General features: G+C 64.9%; 30 protein-coding genes. 7 read left to right on the forward strand and 23 right to left on the reverse strand.

All coding sequences use genetic code 11. The features are described from left to right. From ACV22V_RS26485 to upp, 23 genes are all read right to left on the reverse strand, one after another. Positions 1-533 (reverse strand): head decoration protein (locus ACV22V_RS26485; RefSeq protein ID WP_448015998.1); only part of this gene is annotated, 533 nt, incomplete at its 3' end. Positions 534-610: 77 nt separating this feature from the next. Then, positions 611-1,564 (reverse strand): hypothetical protein, encoded by a 954-nt coding sequence (locus ACV22V_RS26490; protein WP_448015999.1) that lies wholly within the window; start codon positions 1,562-1,564, stop codon positions 611-613. A 123-nt stretch (positions 1,565-1,687) separates the two neighbouring features. Further along, a complete protein-coding gene (locus ACV22V_RS26495) occupies positions 1,688-2,365 on the reverse strand; it encodes a hypothetical protein (RefSeq protein ID WP_448016000.1) in 678 nt (225 codons plus the stop codon). A gap of 10 nt (positions 2,366-2,375) precedes the next feature. Then, positions 2,376-2,747, reverse strand: coding sequence for a single-stranded DNA-binding protein (locus tag ACV22V_RS26500; RefSeq protein ID WP_448016026.1), 372 nt, complete (start codon positions 2,745-2,747; stop codon positions 2,376-2,378). 123 nt (positions 2,748-2,870) lie between these two features. Further along, the gene (locus ACV22V_RS26505; protein WP_448016001.1) at positions 2,871-3,359 is read right to left on the reverse strand and encodes a TubC N-terminal docking domain-related protein; all 489 of its coding nucleotides are present in this window, start codon (positions 3,357-3,359) and stop codon (positions 2,871-2,873) included. After that, positions 3,356-5,749 carry an AAA family ATPase gene (locus ACV22V_RS26510; protein WP_448016002.1) on the reverse strand — a complete coding sequence of 798 codons (2,394 nt, stop codon included), beginning with the start codon at positions 5,747-5,749 and terminating at the stop codon, positions 3,356-3,358. Before ACV22V_RS26510 ends, ACV22V_RS26505 begins: the two co-directional genes overlap by 4 nt. After that, positions 5,749-6,150, reverse strand: a complete 402-nt coding sequence (locus tag ACV22V_RS26515) for a hypothetical protein (protein ID WP_448016003.1) — start codon at positions 6,148-6,150, stop codon at positions 5,749-5,751. The genes ACV22V_RS26510 and ACV22V_RS26515 overlap by 1 nt, the downstream gene beginning before the upstream one ends. Continuing rightward, positions 6,143-6,355 (reverse strand): hypothetical protein, encoded by a 213-nt coding sequence (locus ACV22V_RS26520; RefSeq protein ID WP_448016004.1) that lies wholly within the window; start codon positions 6,353-6,355, stop codon positions 6,143-6,145. The genes ACV22V_RS26515 and ACV22V_RS26520 overlap by 8 nt, the downstream gene beginning before the upstream one ends. Beyond that, positions 6,348-6,647 carry a hypothetical protein gene (locus ACV22V_RS26525; protein ID WP_448016005.1) on the reverse strand — a complete coding sequence of 100 codons (300 nt, stop codon included), beginning with the start codon at positions 6,645-6,647 and terminating at the stop codon, positions 6,348-6,350. Before ACV22V_RS26525 ends, ACV22V_RS26520 begins: the two co-directional genes overlap by 8 nt. 346 nt (positions 6,648-6,993) lie before the next feature. Beyond that, positions 6,994-7,257, reverse strand: a complete 264-nt coding sequence (locus ACV22V_RS26530; RefSeq protein ID WP_342307450.1) for an XRE family transcriptional regulator — start codon at positions 7,255-7,257, stop codon at positions 6,994-6,996. 150 nt (positions 7,258-7,407) lie between these two features. Next, a complete protein-coding gene (locus ACV22V_RS26535) occupies positions 7,408-7,740 on the reverse strand; it encodes a transcriptional coactivator p15/PC4 family protein (RefSeq protein ID WP_448016006.1) in 333 nt (110 codons plus the stop codon). 1 nt (position 7,741) lies between these two features. Further along, positions 7,742-7,960: a helix-turn-helix transcriptional regulator gene (locus ACV22V_RS26540; RefSeq protein WP_448016007.1), complete on the reverse strand. Its 219-nt coding sequence runs from the start codon at positions 7,958-7,960 to the stop codon at positions 7,742-7,744. Between the two features lie 179 nt (positions 7,961-8,139). Beyond that, complete coding sequence (locus tag ACV22V_RS26545) at positions 8,140-9,045, reverse strand: DUF6387 family protein (RefSeq protein WP_448016008.1); 906 nt, start codon at positions 9,043-9,045, stop codon at positions 8,140-8,142. A gap of 90 nt (positions 9,046-9,135) precedes the next feature. Beyond that, on the reverse strand, positions 9,136-10,371 hold the full coding sequence (locus ACV22V_RS26550; RefSeq protein WP_448016009.1) for a tyrosine-type recombinase/integrase: 1,236 nt from the start codon (positions 10,369-10,371) through the stop codon (positions 9,136-9,138). Positions 10,372-10,540: 169 nt separating this feature from the next. Further along, positions 10,541-12,010 carry a ribonuclease G gene (rng, locus tag ACV22V_RS26555; RefSeq protein WP_059533286.1) on the reverse strand — a complete coding sequence of 490 codons (1,470 nt, stop codon included), beginning with the start codon at positions 12,008-12,010 and terminating at the stop codon, positions 10,541-10,543. 8 nt (positions 12,011-12,018) lie between these two features. Further along, positions 12,019-12,651 (reverse strand): Maf family protein, encoded by a 633-nt coding sequence (locus ACV22V_RS26560; protein ID WP_448016010.1) that lies wholly within the window; start codon positions 12,649-12,651, stop codon positions 12,019-12,021. Between the two features lie 51 nt (positions 12,652-12,702). Then, positions 12,703-13,173 (reverse strand): 23S rRNA (pseudouridine(1915)-N(3))-methyltransferase RlmH, encoded by a 471-nt coding sequence (gene rlmH / locus ACV22V_RS26565; protein ID WP_044844705.1) that lies wholly within the window; start codon positions 13,171-13,173, stop codon positions 12,703-12,705. Between the two features lie 19 nt (positions 13,174-13,192). Continuing rightward, positions 13,193-13,639: a ribosome silencing factor gene (gene rsfS / locus ACV22V_RS26570; protein ID WP_059533282.1), complete on the reverse strand. Its 447-nt coding sequence runs from the start codon at positions 13,637-13,639 to the stop codon at positions 13,193-13,195. A 4-nt stretch (positions 13,640-13,643) separates the two neighbouring features. Beyond that, on the reverse strand, positions 13,644-14,402 hold the full coding sequence (locus ACV22V_RS26575; RefSeq protein WP_373557203.1) for a nicotinate-nucleotide adenylyltransferase: 759 nt from the start codon (positions 14,400-14,402) through the stop codon (positions 13,644-13,646). Then, complete coding sequence (gene hemF, locus ACV22V_RS26580; RefSeq protein WP_059689400.1) at positions 14,399-15,319, reverse strand: oxygen-dependent coproporphyrinogen oxidase; 921 nt, start codon at positions 15,317-15,319, stop codon at positions 14,399-14,401. The genes ACV22V_RS26575 and hemF overlap by 4 nt, the downstream gene beginning before the upstream one ends. A gap of 115 nt (positions 15,320-15,434) precedes the next feature. Beyond that, positions 15,435-16,715, reverse strand: coding sequence for a phosphoribosylamine--glycine ligase (gene purD / locus ACV22V_RS26585; protein WP_448016011.1), 1,281 nt, complete (start codon positions 16,713-16,715; stop codon positions 15,435-15,437). 105 nt (positions 16,716-16,820) lie between these two features. Next, positions 16,821-17,549 (reverse strand): YebC/PmpR family DNA-binding transcriptional regulator, encoded by a 729-nt coding sequence (locus tag ACV22V_RS26590; protein WP_044844700.1) that lies wholly within the window; start codon positions 17,547-17,549, stop codon positions 16,821-16,823. Positions 17,550-17,766: 217 nt separating this feature from the next. Further along, entirely contained in the window at positions 17,767-18,417 is a 651-nt protein-coding gene (upp, locus tag ACV22V_RS26595) for a uracil phosphoribosyltransferase (RefSeq protein ID WP_006478229.1), read from the reverse strand. A 217-nt stretch (positions 18,418-18,634) separates the two neighbouring features. Here upp and ACV22V_RS26600 point away from each other — a divergent pair, with 217 nt between their 5' ends. From ACV22V_RS26600 to kdpC, 7 genes are all read left to right on the forward strand, one after another. Further along, positions 18,635-19,414, forward strand: coding sequence for an SDR family oxidoreductase (locus ACV22V_RS26600; protein ID WP_448016012.1), 780 nt, complete (start codon positions 18,635-18,637; stop codon positions 19,412-19,414). Positions 19,415-19,469: 55 nt separating this feature from the next. Next, on the forward strand, positions 19,470-19,862 hold the full coding sequence (locus tag ACV22V_RS26605; RefSeq protein ID WP_059533273.1) for a methylglyoxal synthase: 393 nt from the start codon (positions 19,470-19,472) through the stop codon (positions 19,860-19,862). 171 nt (positions 19,863-20,033) lie between these two features. Continuing rightward, complete coding sequence (locus ACV22V_RS26610; RefSeq protein WP_223961026.1) at positions 20,034-21,008, forward strand: quinone oxidoreductase family protein; 975 nt, start codon at positions 20,034-20,036, stop codon at positions 21,006-21,008. Between the two features lie 308 nt (positions 21,009-21,316). Continuing rightward, on the forward strand, positions 21,317-21,409 hold the full coding sequence (gene kdpF / locus ACV22V_RS26615) for a K(+)-transporting ATPase subunit F (protein ID WP_006752209.1): 93 nt from the start codon (positions 21,317-21,319) through the stop codon (positions 21,407-21,409). Continuing rightward, complete coding sequence (gene kdpA / locus ACV22V_RS26620; protein WP_448016013.1) at positions 21,406-23,211, forward strand: potassium-transporting ATPase subunit KdpA; 1,806 nt, start codon at positions 21,406-21,408, stop codon at positions 23,209-23,211. The genes kdpF and kdpA overlap by 4 nt, the downstream gene beginning before the upstream one ends. Positions 23,212-23,265: 54 nt before the next feature. Continuing rightward, on the forward strand, positions 23,266-25,350 hold the full coding sequence (gene kdpB, locus ACV22V_RS26625; RefSeq protein ID WP_059533267.1) for a potassium-transporting ATPase subunit KdpB: 2,085 nt from the start codon (positions 23,266-23,268) through the stop codon (positions 25,348-25,350). 27 nt (positions 25,351-25,377) lie between these two features. Next, positions 25,378-25,959, forward strand: coding sequence for a potassium-transporting ATPase subunit KdpC (kdpC, locus tag ACV22V_RS26630; RefSeq protein ID WP_448016014.1), 582 nt, complete (start codon positions 25,378-25,380; stop codon positions 25,957-25,959). The last annotated feature ends 107 nt before the right edge of the window (positions 25,960-26,066 follow it).

Genomic DNA, 26,066 nt, shown 5'->3' on the forward strand with positions numbered 1-26,066 from the left:
ACATCACCTTCGGCTGCGTCAGCGATTCCGTAGAGAATGGCGGCGGCGATCTGCGAACCATCGGTTGCGGTCGATGTGACAGGGACATATTTCAGCGATGGCGCTGATGTTGCGACGGTCAGGGTGAAGCTGTCGGCCGGCGCGAATGCCGTTCCGCCTGAGGTGATCGTGAAGCCGATGCCACCGGCGCTGAACGGGGTGCCCGCGATTCCGTGGCCGATCTCGGCGCCAGCCGGCGATGACACAACGAAGTGAGTAGCATCGTCGAACTCGACGGTGAACACGCCCGGCGGTGTGCCAGTCGAGACAGTGATCGCGCCGATCGTGCCGTTGCCGGTGTTCGTGCCGAGCGCCGCGGCGGCACCGACGGGAGTGCCGCCGATCGTCTGCTGTCCGAGCACGGTGCCCGGATATAGCTTGGCGCCGCCCGCGATGATCACTCGATTCATTGAGCGATGGCCCTCCGCCTGGGAGACGAGGAAGCCTCCGGCGTGCCATTGCTCGTTGAGCGGGGGAATTGAAACGTAGGTCATCTATTAAGTCCTGTTGTTCGCGGTCGGAAATTTCGCATTGGTCAGGCCGGCAGAAATCGGATTTGCCCACATCTTGCTTACTGTTCGGCGGACTGTTGCGGGTCCGAGATCGCCGCCGTCATGTTCATTTCGTGAGCTTGCTTCCACGTCCGGAAGCCGCTGGAATCGCCCTTGATCTCGTACGGCTCTGCGAGGGCCTCTTCGACCGTTTTCATGCGCACCGGCAGTTCTTCGGGTTCTTCGGGGCGATCGATGCGGCCGCCAGGGCCATCCCACGCACCCTTGCGGACGTACGGAGCGGGGCGCTTGGCAAGCGGCACGTACGGCCGGTGCTTACGCGCGAGCGCCAATACATCCGTGATCGGTCGCATGGCTTCGGAGATCAACGCCTCAGCTGCTGCCGTGTCGTCGTTCCGGATCTCTAGCAGGTTTGCGGAAGTCTCATGAGTCCCGTTTTGCATGGTGATACGCATGCTGTGATCGAGATCGGGGATAAGCGCGCTCTGCAGGAAATCCGTCGCATGCCCGTCCCGCACAAGGCCGTTCAGTGCTCGAACCTTCGCGTAGATCAGTTGCAGATCGTGGAGCTTGCCGCGGAGCTCTTCGGCGATGTCGGATCGCAGCGACTGCGAAGCGATACTGGCCTCGACTCGGACGAAGCCGATGGCGATTTCGATTTTTTCGTCGAGGTCCGGTGCGCGGGCTTCGAGGACTTCGAGACGCCTCTTCGCTCGCTGCACGGCCAAGTCCTTTTCTGCGATGACCTCGTCCAGCGCCTTGATTTGCTTCCGCTTGGCTGGCAACTGAGCTTCGTCGACGAGCACGATGTCGGCATCGAGGGATGCCATTTGTTGGCGCAGGCTCGAAAGCTCGATCTCGAGCGAATTGATTTCGGCCGGGGCCGCGTTGACCGCGTCGTCGAGTTTTTTCCGCTGGTCGAGCAGTTCGCGCAGATTGCTGATCGTCTCTGCGTCGATGCTCAGATTGGGCTTCGCCTGGGCGGCGATACCGGACTGGTGGGGGCGTGGCATAGAGTCCTCTCGGTCTGGGCGCCCGCGTGAAGCGGTCGCAAGATGTTGAGGACACTCTAGTTACGGTAGGCGATCAGAGCGACCGTACGGTGACCGTAGTATCACCGTAGTAAGGCCATGTGATTAATCGTTGTCTCTCGGATACCAGGCAGCCGAAGTCGTTTTCTTGGGGAGGCCGAGGTCGCCAATAAGGTCGACTGAATGGGGATAGTGCTTCTGCAGTGCAGCTCGGGCTTTTTCCGCGGACAATTCTTTTGCATCCACCAGATAGAGCACCACGCCGACGACATTCCAGCGCGCCGCCCGCTTTTTTTCTTCCATTCGCCGATATTTTTTCAGGGCGGGATAGTCTTCTGCGTCGCTCAATCTCTTCTGCAGCCAATCCAAGCCGTTTGTGCGACTGATGAAAGGTCCCAGAGCGTTTGCCAGTTCGACACTCTTAGGCCATTCGTCTGCCTGCTCCGCCGGCGTCGCGGATTGCCGCATGTGGGTGTTATCGTCGCGTGGCCCTATCGGCAACTGAATGCCAACGCCAGCGCGGTCGAGCCATGCATTTAGATCAGCAACGCTGACGACGCACCAGTGAGAGGTCATGAAGGCGGCGATCCGCTCTTGCCGGATAGGCAGTCTGCTACCAGGATCTCGATAGACGATTTCGTTTTCGTGGACGGCGTCCCGAAGCGCGGTTAGGTAGCAACGCTCGGCATCCGCGCGCAGATCGTTGCTATTGTCGGCAGCACCGGCGGGGTGGAGCTCGGCGGCGATTGCTGTCGCGGCCTCCTTGAGCTTGTAGAAGTTCATGTGGCCGCCCTCAAAGATCGTCGTCCGTGTCGGCCGCTGTGGGCACGTCCGACGCGGGCGGATTAACTGCCTTCCGCTTGCGCTGCACGTGATACGCCGTCAGAAGCCCGTGAGCAACCATATCGAGCGCCGGTTTTACGGTGCCATTCCTGTCAGTCCAGACCTTCGGCGTGAGCGCGCCTGAGAGCGATACGCTATCCGCGTCTCCAAGAGCGAGCAACGCAGTCTGTACGTCGTCGTTGAACGCGATCACATTCACGAACAGCGTTTCGCCGTCGCCAGCAGTCGCGCGCACCTTGCATGTCACGAATCGCTTTCCGTTTTGTCCCGTCCCGATCTGGGCTTCGCCGTAGAGGCGGCCACTTACCAAGCCATCGATCATCATTTACCCCTCTGGTCGTATGTCGCGTTGAGCGGATCTATGCCGTTCCGCATATGATCCCATGTCGTCAAATTGGCGAGTCTTTCCCTCGTTGCCGGTTATGACGGCACATATTGAGGGCAATCATCGATCGAACCTCCATGCTCGCCGGCTCGCTGCCTGCCTAGCTTCCGCTTCAAGTCGAGCAACCCGAAGCCGCTCACGGAAGTGTGCAAGATCCGGGCGCAACGTTGAGGGAGGTTGGCGCTCGACTGCTTCGACGATGATGTCGTAGTCATCGTCGGGCCAGCGCTCAAGCCGCGCGAGCTCGTCGACGACGTCGAATAGCTCACGCTGCATCGATTGCAGCTGTTCCGGCTCGAGGGCGGGCATCCACGGCAAATACAGGCCGCCATCCGAAGAGCACAGCGCACCAATGCAGTCGGCCGGGATTTGCTGAGCACCGTCCGTAGCGGCGAGCAGGTACGCCATGATCTCCGGCTTGCGCGCGGCGATCTCGGGCTTGATTACTGCGATTGCATCGGGCGGCCCCTTCATTTTTACAACGTCTCCTGCGACGCTCAGACGTATGCCCAGCGATCTGGCTTTGCTCAAAATCGCAACAATGCTCATACGTTGTCCTCCAGTTCGGCCGCCGGCGCGACATCACCGTCAAGTCCGCAGCCTGTTTCAGGCTGCGGACTTGATTGCGGAGTTGATTCCCTTGATGGGTAAGGGTTTGCCGTCAAGTCCGCAACTCCGCAATGACTTCGCGAGTGTGCGGAGTTGGCGGTGGATTGCGGGCTTGTGGCGACAGCGCCGGCAACTCCGCCAACCGACTGCGGACTTGCGGACTTGGCTTCTGAGCCTTGCTGGAGAAGGGATTCAACTCCGCAATCGTCTTTGCGGACTTGAAATCCTTGCGGACTTGAGACGAACTGCAAGTGCGGAGTTGAATCACCGTACTTGGCGTCGTGATTATCCCAAATCCACCCCCAATCCTTGCCATGCTTCACGGCTCGGATTTTATTGCCGGCCTTCACCTCAGCGGCCTTGGCAGCTTCCACCATGCGCCAGCTCACGCCTTCGGCCTGGGCCGCTGCTTTCATCTCCTTGGTGCTCATGAAAGGCGTCAGCCATTCGTAAATCATGCAACGCGCGCGCTCGAACTTCGATTCGCGCTCGCTCTGCTCGTCGGCGTCCTGGTCATCGGCCTCCAGTTCGCGGAGGATCTCGCGCGCCGAGCCGTCGAGAGGCTCACCCCATGCGATTCGGCTTGATGTGAGCCCGTCCTGAGCGTCGAGCGTTTCGATCGCATACTCGAATCCCCCAGAATCGCCGGCGATATTGCATTTCGACTTGGCGAAGATCCGGCGGTCCGACGCGTCATCCTTGCCTGCCACGAGAATCATCCGCGCAGCGGCGCCGAACGCCTGCGAGCCAAGAATGCGCTCGGTCGGCGATGAGCCCTTCGAGCCCTTCGAGAAGTGCGTGATACCGAGGATTGCGCACCCGTGGGCGGCCCCGAGGTCGATCAGCGGCTGAAGCGATTTCCGAACGTCGCCGGACTTGTGAGAGTCGCCGTTCACCACACTGATGATCGGATCGACGACGAGCATGCTGGCGCCGCCGATCTGCTCGATGCGCTCGGCCAAAATGGGAACGTCGCGGCTCGGATCGAACGGCTGGAGCTCGCCGGCCTCATCCGTGATCGATTCAACGAAGAACACTCGCCGGAGATCCGCACCAGCCGCCATGAGGCGAGGGACGAGCGTATCGGCGAGCCCATCTTCGCCGGTCCAGATCAGAATGTTCCCCGGCGCATTGCAGCGTGTACCGTCCGGCCACTCTGCGCCGTTGGAGATGGCAGACGACAGTGAAATGGCAATGGTAGTCTTTCCGCACCCAGGTTGCCCGGCGAGGATCGAGAGCTTGCCGGCTGGCAGCCAGCCAGGCCAGAGCCAGTGAATCGGTTCCGGCACGATGTCGGCCGCGCAGGACAGGTTGACGGTCGGCGCAGTTCGCTTCTTAGGGGCGGTGGCATCTCCCGGCGCAGTCGCCGCGTCGACGCAGCGTCGCACCGCCTCGAGCCCGTCGAGGCAGTGCAGGTCATTGAAATCCGATGCGTGTCCAGAGCGGTCTTTGCCGAAGTCGGGCACGGCGAGTAAAGCACCGATCGCGCGCGCCGCCTCGGTTGCCTTGTTCATGCCCGGATTACCGGCCGTCTCCGTGTCGTCATCCGCACAGAGCACGATGCGCAGCTTAGGATGCTTTTCACGCCAGGCGCGCGCAACGTTCGGCAGGTTGCCGGCGTTCATAGCCGCAGCGACGGGATAGCCCGTCGCTTCGTGAAGTGAGCACGCCGTCGCATAGCCTTCGCAGATCAGAAGCGGTGTCTTGCCATTCGGCTTGACTCCGGCGCTGACCGCGACGAAGCACCCGCTGATTCGGCCGCCTGTCTGGAAGGTCTTGTGACCATCCGCCTGGATGTATTGTGCGGAATGGTGCTCGCCGTCAATGTCCTGCAGCTTGACGACGAGCTGGTCGCGCAGTTGCTTCGCGCCGTAGGGCTTGATCTGCTTCGTGCGGACGTAGGCGTGATCCGCGTGAACGGTCCCGGCCCTCTCCCAGAGATTGCGCGCCTTGGTGGCCGCGTCCACCTGGGTGTGGTGGTGCATTTCGGCCGCGGCAGCCGCTTCGCGCTCGCGTTCAACCCTGCGGCGCTCGCGCTCGTCGGCCGACAGCGGGGTCATCGGCTCGCTTTCGCGGTAGCCATGCTCGATCGCGCGCTTGAACAGACTCGCGATCGTGATGCCGCCCGAGCGAAACGATTTCCAGACCGATTTCGCATCGGCCTCGCTGTAGCTCGACGCCGAACATGACCATTCGTCCCAGAAATCGAATCCGGCTTCGCCGAGCTCGGCCTTGATAGCCATGCCCATCTGGACCCACGTGTCGCGGTCATCCGCCGGCACATGGCTTAGCGCTGCGCGGATGCGTTCTTCTTCTGCAAAAACGCTCATCAGACCTCCTCGAGCGTTGAGGACTGCTCAGGGATCCTTGCGCGACGAGATCTGCCGGCCGCGAGCTTCTCCGTCATCCGAGCACGGCGCACGGATTCCGACTCGCTTCCGATGTATGCGAGCTGCCCAATCACTTTGACCTCGTCGGCGATGCGGTACAGCAGTGTCGCCTGGTCGGCATCTTGGAGCTCGCCGCATTGCGGTTTGCCTTCGAATCCCCGGTCGCGCTCGATCAGACCGCCGAGCGAAGCAATATGGGAGCTGAGTTCCAAAGCCGCGTGCGCTGCCTCGTCGGCAGCTCCAGACAGGTACTGCAGGCCTTCATCAGATGCTGCGGTCGCATCGAAGTGGTCCCAAAGGAAGGCGAGCACGCCTGCTGCATCAGGTTGTCTCTTAGACATGGTGAACCTCCATCTCAGCGATTCTGCCCATCGTCGCTGCATAGCCACTCGCGATCTCTTGCCCGAGATTGGCCAACTGATAGGCATAGCAATCCGACTCCAGCTCACTGCGGATCGCATGGAACATCGCTTCGAGTTGCTCGAGTTGCTGGATGGCGGTCGATGCAAACGGCGCCCCCTGATGTGCTCGGTCCAAGTTAGCCATGCGAGACCTCTCCATGAACGATTGCGGAAGCAATGCGGCGTGCGAACGCGGCATTGAAGGCAGTACGGCGGTCCTCATCGGACGGTGCCGGTGCCAGGCCACTCAACAAATACGCGAAGCGGTGATCACGGAAATCGGCCATGCTCCGCGCAGACTGACCGAGCCAAAGCTCAGCTGCGCGTGATCCGGCACGAACGAAGAGCGGAAATTGCAGGCCGGCGGCAAGGGCGTGTTCAACGGTCGCCGAATCGCGCAGCGATGCGCGGACAATTTCGAGAATTGACGAGTTCATGCGCGCACCCCCGCATTTTTACGGTCGGTGTGGGTGGCAGCTTCGATGCGACGCTTGAACGAGCGTTCGAAAGCCGCGAGGCAATCTGCGTAGGAAGGGATGCGGCCGAGGCCGGCGACAAGATTGTCGAACGTCGACCGACACCATTGGCTCGGGCGCGACGTGGGACGAGTCGCCAGCCAGCTTTCAGCAGCACGGGTGCCGGCAATCGCAAACAGATCCGGGCTAACGGTCAGCGTCGGTTTTGCTTGCCGACCGGTGCGCCAAGCGCTCGGGATAAGGTCAAACGGATCAGCCGACTGGGTGAGGGTATCCGGGATGGCGGCGGCGAACGTGCCGGCGGCGGTTACTCGCTGTCCAGCTCGATCGTCGCGCCAACCTCGCGCATCCGATTCAAGATCCGGTCGAGCGTCTTCGCATCCAGCTCGAGCCGAGCCATCGCGAAGAACAAAATGTGCGGACTGATTTCGCGCGGAGCTTCTCCGCCCGTGTACTTCCGCCATTGACGCCCACCCTGCACGCCGAACAGATCCGCCATCTGCGCGCTGCTGAGCTGCAGGGTTTGCTTCAACTGCTCCAGATCGCTGGGAGTCGGTGGGGTATATCGCATGGGAGATAGGGCGGCCCAAGGCCTCCCAGAACGGGTGCGTCATTTGTCGGATCCTCTCGGCTGTAGTGGGCCGCGCGAGAGCGCAGCCGCTGATGCACAAGATAGGCCCAAAAGCCCTATCCGTCAAGATTGATTTATTGCGATTTGCCATCAGCGCATCCTCGCCGGATCCGTCGCTTGTGCAGCCAAGCGGAGCGCCTGCATGACCTCGCCGACCTGGTCGGGACGAAGCGAGACGCCGGCCCGGCCCGGTTTCCATTCGCCGTGTTCAGCGGCGAACCAGATCCGGAGGTCGATGAGCATGCGGCCGCGGTATTCGCCGACGGTTACGCGAAGACGCTCGGAGTCGGATCGGCGCTGATCAAGGAATACGGACGCGAGCGCCGACTTGTTCTCTGGTAAACGATGCGGCGGGGTGTTACGATCGTCGGACGAGCTTTGATTGTGGCTGACCTGCGGGTTGGCCATTTTTTTTGCGCTCATATCAGGCTGCCTCCAGAGTCAGAAACTTGCGGAGCTCACCGACATTCCAGCGAGTGGAGTGCCCGAACTTCTTTGCGGTGGGAATGAGGCCGGCTGCAACGCGGCGCCACACGGTCGGAACGGAGCAGCCGAACAGACCAGCAACGGAGCGCACATCAACATGTGCGCTATCCGGGAGGGAGTCGAAGGCGGCAAGCGCCTTGGGAATGCATTGAGACATGTATCGCTCCATCGACATGGCGCGACACTGCCCGACTAGTGCCGCGCCGTCGTGATTTGAATTGCGACGGGCGACACCAATACTATGGATGAGAAGCAGATGATGCGAGGAACTGCAGTCCGTCAAACGTGCGCCGGAATCACATAGAGACTGCTAGATTCCGGAGCGTGCCGGGAGCATTAAGAATCCGGATTCATTTCTTGGATTTTCTGTTCCGTTTTGATGTGCTGAGATTGCATCAGGCGCAGAGTGGTCATGCTCATCAGTCTGGTTGCTTCTCTGGCGACGACCTTCCGAACGCGATCTTCGAGCCCGACATCGTACTCAGTAGGGAACAGCGCACGACCCATGACTGTCGCGCTGATTCGGAGATTTCGAGCGGCCGCCCACAATGAGAGGTCGATATATGTCAGTACCCGCATTTCTGACCACAGCTGCAAATCTGTCTTCGTGAAGGAGCGTGCGAGCGGTTCGATTTTTCGATTCGCTCTTGCTTCGGCTAGCCAGGCAAGAAAATGTTCAACGAGCTCATCATCCGGTGCTTCGAGGTCGATCGATGCAACTGCAAACGGGCCGAATTGGTAGTCGTCTCCCAAACACTCCTTCGTCATAGCCCATTCAGGTGTGCTGGTAATGAGCGTGGCTGCTTCGAAGGCTGAATCGGACGCGTCTGGGTTTTCTCGGCCGCTCATGGCATCTATCGCTTCCGTTGCTCGTGAGTAGATGGCTATATATTTGGAAAACGCTGGGTCGCTAAAATATTCTCCGAGACGCAATACATCCAGCGCGGTCATATCACGAACACGTTGTCCTACGGCGGGCGGTGAGCTCGGATTCGCGTCAATTGCCCCTTCGTCAGAATTGCCGTAGTTGAGTTCGGGGTCATTGAAGGCTTCGTCCGTAGCCTCCTGCATCATCGCAATATATTTTGAATCGGTTATGTTGTCGTTAATGCTCGACTGTCGAATGATTCTGTGGAAAATGTTGGTGACCCAATCCCCGAGGTTCCATTGGAAGCAAATATCGTACTGATTGACATTAAGGTTGGTCGGGATGTCTGAGTATTGAGCCCGTTTGACTTTCATCGCTTGCCCTTAGCAACGCCCTATTGGGTAGCCGCGCCAACCGGGTAGGGCACCCGGGTTTCGCCCCGTCGAGCTAGGCGCGGCAAACTGTTACGCCGATCGTTTCATCGACGTCACATTCCATTCGAGTCCACGCATGCGCGTCGTCAGATAAGCAGCCCATAGTTCGAGAGCCTCCCGGCGCTCATCCCAGTACGTGTACTGATCGTAGATACCTTCCACGCCTGGAACCTTGTGGTTCAAGCACATTTCCGATATGTCTCGCGACACCTTGAGCCGGCGCATGTGGCTCTTCATCGTGCTTCGGAGATCGTGAGGTGTGAAACGACGAATCGTGGGCGCGTGATGCTCGATCCAGTAATCGATTGCTTCGCGGATCGCGTCTTTCGATACATGTGTGTCGCCGTCGTGGCGATCGAGGCGATTGCTCAATCGCGCCGGAAGGATGTACTCCGATGCGCCCGCCAGTTCGAGCAGGTGTTTGAACCACTCGATCACGATCGGCGCGAGCGGAATATCCATCTCCGGTCCAGTTTTGCTTTTCGGTACATGCCAGCGCCCTTCGTCGAGGTGTAGATCCCGCCGGAGTGCTGTATATAGCTCAGAGATTCGAACGCCAGTCGCGAGCGCGATCCTGACGGCGTAGAGATTCACGTCGCGCATTTTCGCGTTCAGCAGGACGTGGAGCTCGTTGTCGGTCAGCATCAACCGCTGTTTCACCGCGGGCCGCTTCCCGATGATCGCGTTGAGCTGGATGCCTGCGCATGGATTGGCGACGATGATCTTCTTGCCGGCCGCGTGTTTGAACAGGCCGCGCAGAACGCACCAAAGCGTGAATGTTTCGACCCATCCGAGGTCATGTCGCTCGATCTCGGCCACGATGTCGGCAGGTCCGACAGACTGAACCGACATTGATCCCATGCCGTTCTCGGCGCGCTTGAGGTTGCGGCCATAACTGCGCTGGGTGCTGGCTGCGAATGTACTGAGCACCTTTTCGCGATAATCGCTCGCGAGCTGCCGAACAGTCCAATCCTTCCGTGCTTTGACTTTTCGCACCTCATCGGCTGGATTGATGCCTTCGCTCACTGCGACGCGCCGTTTAGCGGCGGCCGTGCGGGCAGCTGACAGCGACAGATCAGGGTATCGGCCGAGTGTCAGTTCTTGGCGGCGGCCTCCATGCCGAAATCGAAGTACCCATGTAGCGGTGCCGGCCTGGGACAGCGTGAACGTGAGCCCGCCGCCGTCCGATTTGGCTACAGGCTCGCCGGCACGCAGCCATTTGCGAAGCTGTATGTCGGTTAGCTGGTTCGATTCTCGTTTCGCCATGCGAAGCCGACTCCAGAGTATTGGCACTGGCAGCTACCCATCTAGCTACCCGTTTCAGGTGCGTTTCCTTGACGTTGGATGATACGGGAAAATTCTTCGAAAATGAAAAAGCCTTGCTGGGCAAGGCTTTGGTTGGTGCTGGGCGATATGGGGTGATATGAGGCGAACCCTACATCAAAACTATATCGTACTGCTCCTGGCTCAGGTTCGACTCGACCTGCAGCGATACCGGCTTGCCGATGAAGTCGATCAGCATCGCGAGATGCTGCGACTCCTCGTCGAGGAACAGGTCGATCACCTGCTGCGCGGCGATCACGCGGAATTCGCGCGGGTTGAACTGGCGCGACTCGCGCAGGATCTCGCGCAGGATGTCGTAGCACACGGTGCGCGACGTCTTCACCTGGCCCTTGCCCTGGCAGGTCGGGCACGGCTCGCACAGCACGTGCGCGAGCGATTCGCGCGTGCGCTTGCGCGTCATCTCGACGAGCCCGAGCTGCGAGAAGCCGTTGACCGTCACGCGCGTGCGATCGCGCGACAGCGCCTTCTTCAGCTCGGACAGCACCGCGTCGCGATGCTCAGCGTTCTCCATGTCGATGAAGTCGATGATGATGATCCCGCCGAGGTTGCGCAGACGCAGCTGCCGCGCGATCGTGTGCGCGGCCTCGAGGTTGGTCTTGAAGATCGTGTCGTCGAAGTTGCGCGCACCGACGTAGCCGCCGGTGTTCACGTCGATCGTCGTCATCGCCTCGGTCTGGTCGATCATCAGGTAGCCGCCCGACTTCAGGTCGACGCGGCGCGACAGCGCGCGCTGGATCTCCGTCTCGATGTTGTACAGGTCGAACAGCGGCCGCTCGCCGGTGTAGTGATGCAGCTTCGGGCTCACCGCCGGCGTGAACTCGCCCGCGAAGTCCGCGAGGCGCTGGTAGGTCTCGCGCGAATCGACCTGAATGCGCGTCGTGTCGTCGTTCGCGAAATCGCGCAACACGCGCTGCGCGAGATCGAGATCCTGGTACAGCAGGCTCGTCGCCGGCAGCCGCTGCGCTTGCGCGACGATCGTCGCCCAGGTCTTGCGCAGATACGTGACGTCGCCCGCCAGTTCGTCGGAAGTCGCGTCCTCGGCGATCGTGCGCACGATGTAGCCGCCTTTCTCGTCCGGCGGGATCACGGCGGTCAGCCGTGCGCGCACGGCCTCGCGCTCGGCCTCGCTCTCGATCTTCTGCGAGATGCCGATGTGCGGCTCTTGCGGCAGGTACACGAGCGTGCGGCCCGCGATGCTGACCTGCGTCGACAGTCGCGCGCCCTTCGTGCCGATCGGATCCTTGATCACCTGGACCATCAGCGTCTGGCCTTCGAAGACGGTCTTCTCGATCGGCTGGTGCGGCGTGCCCGACTGCGGCTCGCCCGCGAGGCGCGGATGCCAGATGTCCGCGACGTGCAGAAACGCCGCGCGCTCAAGGCCGATGTCGATGAATGCCGACTGCATGCCGGGCAGCACGCGCACGACCTTGCCGAGGTAGATGTTGCCGACCCGCCCGCGCGACAGCGTGCGCTCGACGTGAAGCTCCTGCACCGCGCCTTGCTGGACGAGTGCGACCCGCGTTTCCTGCGGCGTGAGGTTGATCAGGATTTCTTCGTTCATGGTGGGATTCAGAAGTCGACGCGCGCGGCGCGCAGCAGTGCCGCGGTCTCAAAGAGGGGCAGACCCATGATACCCGAATGGGAGCCTTCGATTCGCTCGATGAATTCGGCCGCGCGCCCCTGGATCGCGTAGGCGCCGGCCTTGCCGAACGGTTCGCGGGTGTCGACGTAACGTTCGAACGCCTCGCGCGGCGCGGCCGCGAAGCGCACCGACGAGCGGGACAGCGCGGGCGGCAGCAGTTCGCCGTCGGCGCCGATCACCGCGACCGCGGTCAGCACGTCGTGTTCGCGGCCCGCGAGGCGGGTCAGCATCGCGAGCGCGTCGGCGGCATCGGCCGGCTTGCCGAGGATCGCGCCGTCGATCGTCACGGTGGTGTCCGCAACCAGCACCGGCGCGGGTGCCTTGCCGCTCGCGACGAGGCGCGCACGCGCGGCCTCGGCCTTCGCGACGGTCACGCGCCGGACGTACGCATCGGCGGCTTCGCCGGGCAGTTCGGCTTCGAGCGCCTCGGCGTCCTCGTCGGGACGCGGCAGCAGCAATTCGAAGCGCACGCCGATCTGCTGCAGCAGCTCCTGGCGGCGCGGGCTTTGCGAAGCAAGGTAAAGGGTTGGAAAAAGGGCGGGGGGCGTGCTGGACGGCATGGTGTCGTTATCTCGTTGAGCGCGCGCGCCGCGCGTCCCGAGGACGACGCGTCATGCGCGGTGGTAGGGGTGATTCTGCGTGATGCTCCACGCCCGGTAAAGCTGTTCGGCGAGCAGCACGCGCACCATCCCGTGCGGCAGCGTCATGCTCGAAATGCGCAGCAGCAGGTCGGCGCGCGCCTTGAGTTCCGGATCGAGCCCGTCGGCGCCGCCGATCACGAACGCGACGTCACGGCCGTCCTGCTGCCAGCCGGGCAGCGCCTGCGCGAGCTGCATGGTGGTCCAGTCGCGGCCGCGCTCGTCGAGCGCGACGATGCGCGCGCCCTTCGGCAACGCGGCCTCGATCTTCTGCCGCTCGGCCGCCATCACGCTTTCCGCGCTGCGGCCGCCCGAACGCAGTTCGGGCTTGATCTCACGCAGCTCGATGCGCAGCTCGGGCGGCATGCGCTTCGTGTATTCGTCGAAGCCGGACGCGATCCAGCCGGGCATCTTGTGGCCGACCGCGAGGATGAAAAGCTTCATCGGGACGACTCGCTGCGGGTCAGCGGCGGCGGGCCGCCGTCTTGCGCGCCGGGCGTGCGGGCGCTTCTTCCTCGTCGTCCTCGTCTTCGCCGGCCGTCGCGACGCCGTTCGGGCCCTTGCCGCCGCCGAGCTTCATCCGCACGGGCTTGTCGCCCCAGATTTCCTCGAGGTTGTAGTACTGGCGCAGCGCCGGTTGCAGGATGTGCACGACGGCGTCGCCGCAGTCGACCAGCACCCATTCGCCCGTGTCTTCGCCCTCGGAGCTGACGATGTCGCCGCCGGCTTCCTTGACCTTGTCGCGCACGCTCGACGCGAGCGCCTTGGTCTGGCGGTTCGACGTGCCCGACGCGACGATCACGCGGTCGAACAGTTCGGTCAGGTGGCTGGTGTTGAACACCTTGATGTCTTGCGCCTTGATGTCTTCGAGAGCGTCGACGATCACGCGCTGCAGTTTGCGGATATCCATGGAATCAGGAATGGTAGAGACGATGTTGAAGAATATAGGCCCAGACGGCGGCCGGCACATGCTCGGCCGACGCATCGGGCATTTGCGCGTGACGCGCGATGCATTCGCGCAGGTGCGCACGGATGTCGGTTGCGGCGATATCGAACGCCAGCGTCGTGTCGATCAGCAGATGGCCGGCCGGTGTCGCTTTCAGCACGTCGGCGCCGGCCTGCCGCCGCGCGATTTCCTGCGCGACGGCCGGCGGCGCCGTGCCGAGGTCGAAGCCCGGGCGCGTCGACGCGCACACGTGCGCATAGTCGAACAGCTTGCGCCAGTCGCGCCAGGTGTCGAGCCGCACCAGCTGGTCGGCGCCGATCAGCAGCGACAGCGAAGCGTCGGGGCCGATCCGCTCGCGCCAGCGCGCGAGCGTCTCGACCGTGTAGGTCGGCCCCGCGTGCTCGATCTCGTCGGTCGCGACGGTGATCGTCACGCCGGGCAGGGACAGCGAGCCGGCAGCGGCGCGCGTCATCGCGAGCCGATGCTCGGCGGCCGACACGTCGCGCTTCTGGTAAGGCTGCCCGGCGGGCAGCAGCACGAGGTCGGTCAGCCCGAGCACGTCGGCGAACCGGCGCGCGAGCGCGAGGTGGCCGTCGTGGATCGGATCGAACGTGCCGCCCAGCAGGCCGATGCGACGTGACGGCGTTCGCGGCTGCGGGGCGGGGCGGGCGGTGGTGTTCAGAAAAACGTGTCCTGTTCTTGGGGCGGCGGGGCGCGGCGGGCTCAGACCCAGTCGCGCGGCACGAGGAACTCGCTCAGGCGCGCTTCGGGCGAGCCCGGCTCGGGTTGCCAGTTGTAGCGCCAGTTCGCGACCGGCGGCATCGACATCAGGATCGATTCGGTCCGGCCGCCGCTTTGCAGGCCGAACAGCGTGCCACGGTCGAATACGAGGTTGAATTCCACGTAGCGGCCGCGCCGGTAAGCCTGGAAGTCGCGTTCACGCTCGCCGTACGGCAGCGCGACGCGGCGTTCGACGATCGGCAGATATGCGTTCAGGAACGCGTCGCCGACGCTCTGCATCATCTCGAACGAGCGTTCGAATCCGGGTTCGGCGAAGTCGTCGAAGAAGATCCCGCCGATGCCGCGCGTCTCGTTGCGGTGCTTCAGGAAGAAATACTCGTCGCACCACGTCTTGAAGCGCGGATAGAGCTCGGCGCCGAACGGGTCGAGCGCGTCCTTGCAGGTCTGGTGGAAATGGCGCGCGTCGTCCTCGAACGGATAAACCGGTGTCAGATCCATCCCGCCGCCGAACCAGAAGATCGGCGCCTCGCCGGGCTTCGTCGCGATCAGCATCCGCACGTTCATGTGCACCGTCGGGCAGTACGGATTGCGCGGGTGCAGCACGAGCGACACGCCGAGCGCCTCGAAGCCGCGGCCGGCCAGCTGCGGGCGCGCGGCGCTCGCCGACGGCGGCAGCGCGTCGCCCGCGACGTCGGAAAAACCGATCCCCGCGCGCTCGAACACCCGGCCGCCTTCGAGAATCCGCGTGCAGCCGCCGCCGCGCAGGCGCTCTTCCGGCCCGCGCTGCCACGCATCGGTCGCGAGCGGCGTGCCGTCGAACGCGCCGAGCGCGTCGGCGATGCGTGTCTGCAGGCCCTGGAGGTACGTGCGCACGCGCGCCACGTCGTAGGTCGAATCGGTCATGTCTGAACTGGGTGCCCCCGCGCGAAGCGGGGGCCGTAAAAAAGGCATCTGCCGGGCATTCTATCGAACCCCGGCAGAGGAGGCCGCTTGCGACGGCAAGGCGGCGGTCAGGGCGTCACGCGCTCTTGCGGTTCAGCGCGCGAAAGCCGATGTCGCGGCGGTACTGCATGCCTTCGAAATTGATCTGGTTGATCGTGTCGTACGCATGCTGCTGCGCTTCGCGCACCGAATCGGCGAGACCGACCACACACAGCACGCGGCCGCCCGACGTGACGAGCTTGTCGCCTTCGGCGAGCGTCGTGCCCGCATGGAACGTCACGGCCTGTTCGGTCTCGGCCGGGATTCCGTTGATGCGGTCGCCCTTGCGCGGCGCGTCCGGATAGCCGTGCGCGGCCAGCACGACGCCGAGCGCGGTGCGGCGGTCCCAGTCGAGCTCGACCGTGTCGAGCGTGCCCGCGATCGCCTGTTCGACGACCTTCGAGAAATCGCTTTTCAGGCGCGCCATGATCGGCTGCGTCTCCGGGTCGCCCATCCGGCAGTTGAACTCGAGCGTGCGCGGATTGCCTTCCTTGTCGATCATCAGGCCCGCATACAGGAAGCCCGTGAAGCGGATGCCGTCCTTCTCCATCCCGCGCACCGTCGGCATGATGATTTCGCGCATCACGCGTGCGTGCATCTGCGGCGTGACGATCGGCGCGGGCGAGTAGGCGCCCATGCCGCCCGTGTTCGGGCCGCGGTCCTCGTCGAGCAGGCGCTTGTGGTCCTGGCTGGAAGCCAGCGCCAGCGCGTGCTTGCCGTCGACCATCACGATGAAGCTCGCTTCCTCGCCGTCGAGGAATTCCTCGATCACGACGCGCGCGCCGGCGTCGCCGAGCTTGTTGCCAGACAGCATCATGTCGACCGCGGCATGCGCTTCTTCCAGCGACATCGCGACGACGACACCCTTGCCGGCCGCGAGGCCGTCGGCCTTCACGACGATCGGCGCACCCTTCGCGTCGATGTACGCGTGCGCGGCGGCGGTGTCGGAGAAGGTTTCGTAGTCGGCGGTCGGAATGCCGTGGCGCTTCATGAACGCCTTCGCGAAATCCTTCGAGCTTTCGAGCTGCGCGGCTTCGCGGGTCGGGCCGAACACCTTCAGGCCGCGTGCGCGGAACAGGTTGACGATGCCGGCCGCGAGCGGTGCTTCCGGGCCGACGAGCGTGAAGGCGACGCCTTCGCTTTCCGCGAAATCGGCGAGTGCGTCGAGCGACGTGATGTCGACGTTCTTCAGACGCTCGTCCTGCGCCGTGCCGCCATTGCCGGGCGCGACGTAGACCATCTGGACACGCGGCGACTGCGCGAGCTTCCACGCCAGCGCATGTTCGCGGCCGCCGGAACCGACGACGAGTAGTTTCATGGGATTCCCCGCAGACTAGAAAACAGGGCGGCCGGCACGCTCAGGCGCGCCGGCCGCGAAATCGGTCGGGCCGCCGTCGCGACGATGCGCACGGCGGCCGGCATCTCATTCCTCGACGATGACGGCGTTCGTATACACCTCCTGCACGTCGTCGAGGTTCTCGAGCGCGTCCAGGAGTTTCTGCATCTTCGCCGCATCGTCGCCGGTGAATTCGACTTCGTTCTGCGGCTTCATCGTCACTTCGGCGAGTTCGGCCTTGAAGCCCGCGGCTTCGAGCGCGTCCTTCACCGCCGAGAAGGCCTGCCAGTCGCACAGCACTTCGATCGAGCCGTCGTCGTTCGTGCTGACGTCGTCCGCGCCGGCTTCGAGCGCCGCTTCCATCAGCGCGTCTTCCGACGTGCCGGGCGCGAACAGGAACTGGCCGACGTGATCGAACATGAACGCGACCGAACCGTCGGTGCCCATGTTGCCGCCGAACTTCGAGAATGCATGACGGACTTCCGCGACCGTGCGGGTGCGGTTGTCGGTCAGCGTGTCGACGATGATCGCCGCGCCGCTGATGCCGTAGCCTTCGTAACGGATTTCTTCGTAGTTCGCGCCGTCCGCGCCGCCGACGCCGCGGTCGATCGCGCGCTTGACGTTGTCCTTCGGCATGTTCGCGTCGGCTGCCTTGTCGACCGCGAGACGCAGACGCGGGTTAGAGCTGGCGTCGCCGCCGCCGAGGCGGGCCGCGACCTGGATTTCCTTGATCAGGCGGGTCCAGATCTTGCCGCGCTTCGCGTCGGCCGCTGCCTTCTTATGCTTGATGTTGGCCCATTTCGAATGACCAGCCATACCTTTCTCCGTGCCCGGGCGCGCTGCGCGGGCGATTGTGCCAATGTGTCGTTGAATCGGCGGCCGTCTGGGCGGGCGTGATGCCGCGGGGCCGCGCGTGTCGAGTGGAACGTGATTTTATCACGCGGCGACCGTCGCTTCGGGGCCGCCGTGCATGGCCGAACGGCCGGGCGGGCCGCTCGGTTCGCCGGGCCGCGCGGCCCGGCGGCGGCGTGCGTCAGTTCTTGGTGCCGAACAGGCGGTCGCCCGCGTCGCCCAGGCCCGGCACGATGTACGCGTGCTCGTTCAGGTGCGAGTCGAGCGACGCGACGAACAGCTTCACGTCCGGATGCGCGTCCTGGAACACCTGCACGCCCTCGGGCGCGGCGACCAGCGCGACGAACATGATGTTCGCGGCCGGCACGTTGCGGCGCTTGAGCACGTCGACCGCGTGCACGGCCGAATAGCCGGTCGCGACCATCGGGTCGCACAGGATGAAGATGCGATCCTCGAGATCGGGCAGGCGCACCAGGTATTCGACCGGGCGGTGATCCTCGGCGCGGTAGACGCCGATGTGGCCGACGCGCGCGGACGGCACCAGGTCGAGCAGGCCGTCCGACATCCCGATGCCGGCGCGCAGCACGGGCACGATCGCGAGCTTCTTGCCCGCGATCACCGGCGCGTCGACCGCCACGAGCGGGGTTTCGACCCGCTTGGTCGTGATCGGGAGGTTGCGGGTGATCTCGTAGCCCATCAGCAGCGTGATCTCGCGCAGCAGTTCGCGGAACGTGCGCGTCGACGTGTCCTTGTCGCGCATGTGGGTCAGCTTGTGCTGGATCAGCGGATGATCGGTGATGAAGAGATTCGGGAAACGGCTGTCCTGTTTCATGACGGGGTGCCTTGGCGGCAAAAGGGGATCGGGGGCGGCGATGGCGCCACGCCGGCCGCCGCTTATGGCCGCAATTTTACCAAGGCGCGCCACGTGATCCGGATATTATCGACGTCTCACGACAATCCGCGCGCCGTGTCCGGCCGTTCGCGCCCGTTCGCCCGTCCGGCGATGCGGCCGGGCCGCGCCGGCGCGCGTCGCCATAAGGGAATCGACGATGGATCTCGGCATCGCAGGAAAGACCGCGCTCGTGTGCGCGGCGAGCAAGGGGCTCGGACGCGGCTGCGCGGAAGCGCTGGCCGCCGAGGGCGTGAATCTCGTGATCGTCGCGCGCACGCGCGACACGCTGGAGGAAACCGCGGAGGAGATCCGCGCCGGGTCGAACGTGTCGATCGCCGCCGTCGCCTGCGACATCACGACGCCCGACGGCCGCGCGGCCGCGCTCGCCGCCTGCCCGCAGCCGGACATTCTCGTGACGAATGCCGGCGGGCCGCCGCCCGGCGACTTCCGCGATTTCTCGCACGACGACTGGATCCGCGCGCTGGAGTCGAACATGCTGACGCCGATCGAGCTGATTCGCGCGACCGTCGACGGGATGATCGGGCGCGGTTTCGGCCGGATCGTCAACATCACGAGTTCGGCCGTGAAGGCGCCGATCGACGTGCTCGCGCTGTCGAACGGCGCGCGCTCGGGGCTGACCGGCTTCGTCGCGGGGCTGTCGCGCAAGGTCGCGGGGCAGGGCGTGACGATCAATAACCTGCTGCCCGGGCTGTTCGACACCGACCGGATCGCGACGACGCTCGCGGCGTCGGCGAAGGCGCAGGGCGTGACGGTCGACGAGATGCGCGCGCGGCGCGCGAAGGAAATCCCGGCCGGGCGCCTCGGCACGCGTGCCGAATTCGGCGCGGCGTGCGCGTTCCTCTGCAGCGTGCACGCCGGCTACATCACAGGGCAGAACTGGCTGCTCGACGGCGGCGCGTATCCGGGCACGTTCTGACGCGCGCACCGCCATTCACGCATACGACAACAATCGACCCACGAAGGAAACGGAGATGAGCAAACCCCGCATCGCATTGATCGCGCACGACGCGAAGAAGGACGAGATCGTCGCGCTCGCGGGCCAGTACCGCGAGACGCTCGCGCAATGCAGGCTGGTCGGAACGGGCACGACGGGCGGCCGCATCGCCGCCGCGCACGGGCTCGAGGTCGAGCGCAAGCTGTCGGGGCCGCTCGGCGGAGACCTGCAGATCGGGGCGGAACTGGCCGAAGGCCGCGTCGACATCGTCGTGTTCCTGCGCGACCCGATGACCGCGCAGCCGCACGATCCGGACATCACCGCGCTGGTGCGCGCGTGCGACGTGCACGACGTGCCGGTCGCGACGAACGTGGCGACCGCGCGGATGCTGCTCGACGATCTGGCGCGCAACATGCAGGACGTTTGCTAGTCGGCCGCCGGCCAGATGCCCTTGCTGACGGCAGGGCCATGCACGCCCGGCCGTGACGCGCGAGAATCGGGCGTCGCGACGCACACCGCCGCCGGTCCCGTACCGATCGGCACCGGAGGGCGTCGGCGACCCGAACATCCCCTGACCGATTCAGAAACGAGGAGCGAAACGATGCCGAAAGCAATCCGATACGACCAGCCGGGCGGCCCGGACGTGATGAAGTGGGTCGATGTCGAGGTCGGCGAGCCGAAGGCGGGCGAAGTCCGGATCCGGCAGCATGCGGTCGGGCTCAACTACATCGACGTGTATTTCCGCACCGGCCTCTATCCGCAGCCGCTGCCCGGCGGCCTCGGGATGGAGGCGGCGGGCGAGGTGACGGCCGTCGGCGAGGGCGTGACCGCGCTCAAGGCGGGCGATCGCGTCGCCTACGTCGGGCAGCCGCCGGGCGCGTATGCGCAGGAGCGCGTGATGCCGGCCGACCGGCTCGTGAAACTGCCCGACGGGATCAGCTACGACGACGCGGCGTCGGTGATGCTGCAGGGACTGACCGCGCACTACCTGCTGCGCCGCACGTACCCGGTGAAGGCCGGTGACACGATCCTGATCCACGCGGCGGCCGGCGGTGTCGGCCTGCTCGTGTGCCAGTGGGCGAAGGCGCTCGGCGCGACCGTGATCGGGACGGTCGGCTCCGACGAGAAGGCCGCACTCGCGAAGGCGCACGGCTGCGATTATCCGATCGTCTATACGCGCGAGAACTTCACGCAGCGCGTGAAGGAGATCACGAACGGCGCGGGTGTGCCGGTCGTCTACGACTCGATCGGCAAGGACACCTACATCGGTTCGCTCGACTGCCTCGCGCCGCTCGGGTTTTTCGTCAGCTTCGGCAATGCATCGGGCCCGCTGCCGGCGATCGACTCGAAGGAGTTCTCGTCGCGCGGCTCGCTGTTCTTCACGCGGCCGACGCTGTTCTCGTACATCGCGAAGCGTGCGGATCTCGAATCCGCGACCGCCGAGCTGTTCGACGTGATCCTGTCGGGCAAGGTGAAGACGAGCATCAACCAGCGCTATCCGCTCGCGGAAGTCGGCCGCGCGCATGCCGACCTCGAGTCGCGCAAGACGACCGGCTCGACGATCCTCGTCCCCTGACCCATCCCTTCGTGCCGGCGCCACACCGGCACGCACCGCGACGGGCGGCGCTGGCCGCCGCCCGCTCCGTCTTCGTCCCGCCCGCCGTTTCCCGCCGCACGCGTTTACGGGTTTTTTATACCGGCCCGATCAGCTTTGACCCGACCTTTACGCGCGATCCCATAAGGTTCTAGTCGTCCGATTTCGACGACGGAGAACACAAAAATGGATGGGGTTTTCATCGGCGCACTGGTGTTGTTCACCGCGCTGATCCTCGGTTTGCTTGCCGGTTGCGAGAAGCTCGTGCAATACGGTCGCGGGGGGCGCGCATGACCTGGATGCTTTGGCTCGCGGGTGCCTCGACGGCCCTGCTGTTCGCGTATCTCGTCTTTGCGCTGCTGCGCGCGGAGGACATCGAATGAACGCGAACAATCTGTTGCAGATACTGCTGTTCATCGTCGTGCTGCTCGCGGCGGCCGTGCCGGTCGCGCGCTACCTCACGGGCGTGATGGACGGCAGTTCGCGTGTCGTGCGCGTGTTCGGGCCGCTCGAGCGCGCGCTGTACCGCATCGCCGGCGTCGACGCCGGCACCGAAATGAACTGGAAGCAGTATGCGATCGCCACGATCGCGTTCAACGCGCTCGGCGCGCTGTTCCTGTACGGCCTGCTGCGCCTGCAGGGGTTCCTGCCCGGCAATCCGCAGCAATTCGGCGCGATGACGGCCGACGGTGCGTTCAACACGGCCGTCAGCTTCGTCACCAACACCAACTGGCAGGACTACACGCCCGAGCAGACCGTCAGCTACCTGACGCAGATGCTCGGCCTGACCGTGCAGAACTTCCTGTCGGCGGCAACGGGCATCGTCGTCGTGATCGCGCTGATCCGCGGCTTCGCGCGTCATACCGCGCAGACGATCGGCAACTTCTGGGTCGACCTCACGCGCGTGACGCTGTATGTGCTCGTGCCGATGGCCGCGCTCGTCGCCGCGCTGCTGATGAGCCAGGGCGTGATCCAGAACATGAAGGCGTACCAGGACGTGCCGGTGCTGCAGGCGAGCACCTACGCGGCGCCGAAGCTCGATGCGCAGGGCAACCCGGTCAAGGACGACAAGGGCAACCCGGTGACGGTGCCCACGCCGCTCGTGAAGCAGACGCTCGCGATGGGCCCGGTCGCGTCGCAGGAAGCGATCAAGATGCTCGGCACCAACGGCGGCGGCTTCTTCAACGCGAACTCGTCGCACCCGTACGAGAACCCGACGCCGTTCGCGAACTTCCTGCAGATCTTCTCGATCCTGATCATCCCGGCCGCGCTGGCCCTCGTGTTCGGCCGGATGATCGGCGACCGCCGGCAAGGCATCGCGGTGCTCGCGGCGATGACGGTCGCGTTCGTGATCGCGATCGGCGTCGAGGTGAGCGCCGAGCAGGCCGGCAACCCGACGCTCGCCGCGCTGCACGTCGACCAGTCGACGAGCGCGCTGCAACCGGGCGGCAACATGGAAGGCAAGGAAACGCGCTTCGGCATCGCGCAGACCGGCATCTTCACGGTCGCGACGACGGCCGCGTCGTGCGGCGCGGTCGACACGATGCACGATTCGCTGACGCCGCTCGGCGGTCTCGTGCCGATGCTGCTGATGCAGCTCGGCGAGGTGATCTACGGCGGCGTCGGTTCCGGCCTCTACGGGATGCTCGTGTTCGCGCTGCTCGCAGTGTTCGTCGCGGGCCTGATGATCGGCCGCACGCCGGAATACGTCGGCAAGAAGATCGAGTCGTACGAGATGAAGATGGTGTCGATCGTCGTGCTGCTCACGCCGCTGCTCGTGCTGCTCGGCACGTCGATCGCGGTGCTCGCCGATGCGGGCAAGGCCGGCATCGCGAATCCGGGCCCGCACGGCTTCTCGGAAATCCTGTACGCGTTCAGCTCGGCCGCGAACAACAACGGCAGCGCGTTCGCTGGCCTGACGGTCGGCACGCCGTTCTACAACTGGATGACCGCGATCGCGATGTGGTTCGGCCGCTTCGGCACGATCGTGCCGGTGCTGGCGATCGCCGGCTCGCTCGCCGCGAAGAAGCGCATCGCGGCGACGAGCGGCACGCTGCCGACGCACGGCCCGCTGTTCGTCGTGCTGCTGCTCGGCACCGTGATGCTGGTGGGCGCGCTGACCTACGTGCCGGCGCTCGCGCTCGGCCCGGGCGTCGAGCATCTGATGATGTGGCTGGGCGCGTGATGCGCGCCCGCATGGCGACACCCTGCAAAGACTGAAGAGATTGAAGAGATCGCAATGACTCAACATTCCGCAACACGGTCCATGTTCGATCCGGCGCTGCTGCGTCCGGCGATCGTGGATTCGTTCAAGAAACTCACGCCGCGCACGCAGTTCCGCAACCCGGTGATGTTCTGCGTGTACGTCGGCAGCATCCTGACCACGATCCTGTGGATCGCGGCGCTCGTCGGCCAGGCCGAGGCGCCGGCGGGCTTCATCCTCGCGATCGCGCTGTGGCTGTGGTTCACGGTGCTGTTCGCGAACTTCGCCGAAGCGCTCGCCGAAGGGCGCTCGAAGGCGCAGGCCGCATCGCTGCGCAGCGCGAAGAAGGACGTGATGGCGAAGAAGCTCAACGAGCCGCATCCGAAGTCGCCGATCCGGATCATGACCGCGTCCGACCTGCGCAAGGGCGACGTCGTGCTGGTCGAGGCCGGCGACGTGATCCCGGCCGACGGCGAAGTCGTCGAGGGCGTCGCATCGGTCGACGAATCCGCGATCACCGGCGAATCCGCGCCGGTGATCCGCGAATCCGGCGGCGACTTCTCGTCGGTGACGGGCGGCACGCGCGTGCTGTCCGACTGGATCGTCGTGAAGGTCACGGCGAACCCGGGCGAGGCGTTCCTCGACCGGATGATCGCGATGGTCGAAGGCGCGAAGCGCAAGAAGACGCCGAACGAGGTCGCGCTGACGATCCTGCTCGTCGCGCTGACGATCGTGATGCTGCTCGCGACCGCGACGCTGCTGCCGTTCTCGATGTTCGCGGTCGACGCGATGAAGGCCGGGCACGTGGTGACGATCACCGTGCTCGTCGCGCTGCTCGTGTGCCTGATCCCGACGACGATCGGCGGGCTGCTGTCCGCGATCGGCGTGGCCGGGATGAGCCGGATGATGCAGGCGAACGTGATCGCGACGTCGGGCCGCGCGGTGGAAGCGGCCGGCGACGTCGACGTGCTGCTGCTCGACAAGACCGGCACGATCACGCTCGGCAACCGCCAGGCGTCGATGTTCGTGCCCGCGCCGGGCGTGACCGAGGAAGCGCTGGCCGACGCCGCGCAGCTGTCGTCGCTCGCCGACGAAACGCCGGAGGGCCGCAGCATCGTCGTGCTCGCGAAGGAACGCTTCAACATCCGCCAGCGCGACATGGCGCAACTGCATGCGACGTTCCTCGGCTTCTCCGCGCAGACGCGGATGAGCGGCGTCGATCTGCCCGGCCGTGAAATCCGCAAGGGCGCGGCCGATGCGATCCGCCGCTACGTCGAGACGCACGGCAGCCGCTTTCCGGACGAAGTGCGCCGCGCGGTCGACGACGTCGCGCGCCGCGGCAGCACGCCGCTCGTCGTGGCCGACCTGCATGACGGCGCGGCGCGCGTGCTCGGCGTGATCGAGCTGAAGGACATCGTGAAGGGCGGCATCAAGGAGCGCTTCGCGGAGCTGCGCAAGATGGGCATCAAGACCGTGATGGTGACGGGCGACAACCGGCTCACCGCCGCGGCGATCGCGGCGGAAGCGGGCGTCGACGATTTCCTCGCGGAAGCGACGCCGGAAACCAAGCTCGCGACGATCCGCGAGCACCAGGCGGCGGGGCGTCTCGTCGCGATGACGGGCGACGGCACCAACGACGCGCCGGCGCTCGCGCAGGCCGACGTGGCGGTGGCGATGAACACCGGCACGCAGGCGGCGAAGGAAGCCGGCAACATGGTCGACCTCGACTCGAACCCGACGAAGCTGATCGAGATCGTCGAGATCGGCAAGCAGATGCTGATGACGCGCGGCTCGCTGACGACCTTCTCGATCGCGAACGACATCGCGAAATACTTCGCGATCATCCCGGCCGCGTTCGTGACGACGTACCCGCAGCTGCGCGTGCTCGACATCATGCATCTGACGTCGCCGGCGTCGGCGATCCTGTCGGCGGTGATCTTCAACGCGCTGATCATCGTCGCGCTGATCCCGCTCGCGCTGAAGGGCGTCACCTACCGGCCGCTCGGCGCCGCGTCGCTGCTGCGCCGCAACCTGCTGGTGTACGGCCTCGGCGGCGTGCTGCTGCCGTTCCCGTTCATCAAGCTGATCGACATGACGCTCGCCGCGCTCGGCTGGGCCTGATGCGCCGTACCTGAAGGAAGAACCATCATGAAATCGTTGATTCGCCCGCTCGTCGTCATCTTCGTCGTACTGACCGTCGTGACGGGGCTCGCCTACCCGGCCGTGATGACCGTGTTCGGCCAGGCAGTGTTCCCGTCGCAGGCGAACGGTAGCCTGATCGAGAAGGACGGCAAGGCGGTCGGCTCCGCGCTGATCGGCCAGCCGTTCGATGCGCCGAAGTATTTCTGGGGCCGGCTGTCGGCCACGTCGCCGATGCCGTACAACGCGACGGGCTCCGGCGGCTCGAACCTCGGCCCGCTGAACCCGTCGCTCGCCGACCAGGTGAAGGCGCGCATCGCCGCGCTGCGCGACGCGGGCACCGACATGTCGAAGCCCGTGCCCGTCGACCTCGTGACGGCGTCGGCGAGCGGCCTCGATCCGGAGATCACGCCGGCCGCCGCCGCGTACCAGGTCGAGCGGGTCGCGAAGGCGCGCAACCTGACGGCCGATGCGGTCGCGCAGCTCGTCGCCGCGAACACGGGCGGCCGCCAGTTCGGCGTGCTCGGCGAGCCGCGCGTGAACGTGCTGAAGCTGAACCTCGCGCTCGACGCGGCGCAGGCCGCGCACTGAGCGTGTGCGACAACCGGCGTCCGGCGCGGCCCGATCCGCGCCGGACGCGCCTTTCCGACGGCGCATGCGCCGTCTTTGCCTTTTGCGGCGATTTGGAACAACAATGA

It is taken from the genome of Burkholderia sp. AW33-5 (genome assembly GCF_053427615.1).